Genomic DNA, 1,260 nt, shown 5'->3' with positions numbered 1-1,260 from the left:
CATAAGTCATTTATTCAAGTCACTGTATTACAAGAACATCGTGGGGCAAATCCACAACACCTTGGCCGTATTAAATCGAATAAGTCCGCGTTGATTAAATTGGCCAAACAGCTGCAATCCAAATATCCCAAAGCCACTCTGCACTTTGTCTATGAAGCAGGACCATGTGGTTACTGGACCTATCGCTTAATGACGAGCCTTGGACACTGCTGCTATGTCGTCGCTCCATCACTTATACCTAAAAAGCCAGGCGATAGAGTTAAAACCGACAAACGAGACGCTGCAAAGCTCGCCAAGCTGTTAAAAGCCGAAGAGCTCACACCCATCTATGTACCGGAAGCAGAAGATGAAGCCATTCGAGACCTCTCGCGTGCCAGAGAAACCGCAATGAAAGATCTCAAAGACGCAAAATTCCAACTCAAAGGCTTTCTTCTTCGCAATAATATCCAAGCGACGGTGAATGATAACTGGTCTAAAAAGCATCTACGGTGGCTAACCGACCTCATTCTTCCTCATCATAGTCAGCAAATCGTTTTACAAGAGATGATCATTACCATCAATGAGCGAATGCAACGGCTTCAACGACTCGATAATGAACTACTCCATCAAGTCAAAAACTGGCGATACTATCCTGTGGTGAAAGCCATTCAAGCTATGCGTGGCGTCAGGTTACTCGTAGCACTCGGCACAATAGCCGAACTGGGTGACTTACGACGATTTGATCATCCAAGAAAGCTTATGGCTTACCTCGGACTCGTTCCAACTGAAAACTCTAGTGGAGGTAAAACTCGTCGTGGCAGCTTAACAAAGTGTGGCAACAGTCGGGCCAGACGGTTGCTGGTCGAAGGCGCACATACCTATAAGCACAAAGCGAACATCTCTGTAGAGCTCCAACTAAGGCAAGAAGGACTGCCTAAAGAGATCGTCGATATCGCTTGGCAGGCCCAGCAAAGGCTATGTCGTCGTTACCAACGACTGCTACAAAAAGGTAAACACCGAAATGTCGTTGTGGTCGCCATCGCTAGAGAGATGATCGCTTACATCTGGGCGATTGCTCGTGAAGTTGTCGTCAGCGATGTGGATCCTAAAACTCGAATCGCTCGATTACCGGCATGAAGAAAGAATTAGTGTTATCGCATTGGATAAAGCATCGGGAGTGGCACAAACACCGACGGCGTTAGGACGGCAATATAGCTTCGGCTATTTTGAACCACGAGCATAGACTGAAGACAGGTGCCACGACGGAACAAGTAAGGTAGG

At 47.0% G+C, this 1,260-nt stretch carries 1 protein-coding gene; it reads left to right on the top strand.

From position 1 onward, the window contains the following. A partial coding sequence (locus tag AB6D07_RS22975) for an IS110-like element ISVisp2 family transposase (protein ID WP_372140766.1) occupies positions 1–1,116 on the top strand: 1,116 nt, incomplete at its 5' end. Positions 1,117–1,260: the final 144 nt, after the last annotated feature.

Origin of the sequence: Vibrio sp. 10N.239.312.C11, from assembly GCF_041466065.1 — a bacterium.
Taxonomy (GTDB): domain Bacteria; phylum Pseudomonadota; class Gammaproteobacteria; order Enterobacterales; family Vibrionaceae; genus Vibrio; species Vibrio tasmaniensis_A.
This window is presented reverse-complemented; position numbering and strand designations above follow the sequence as displayed.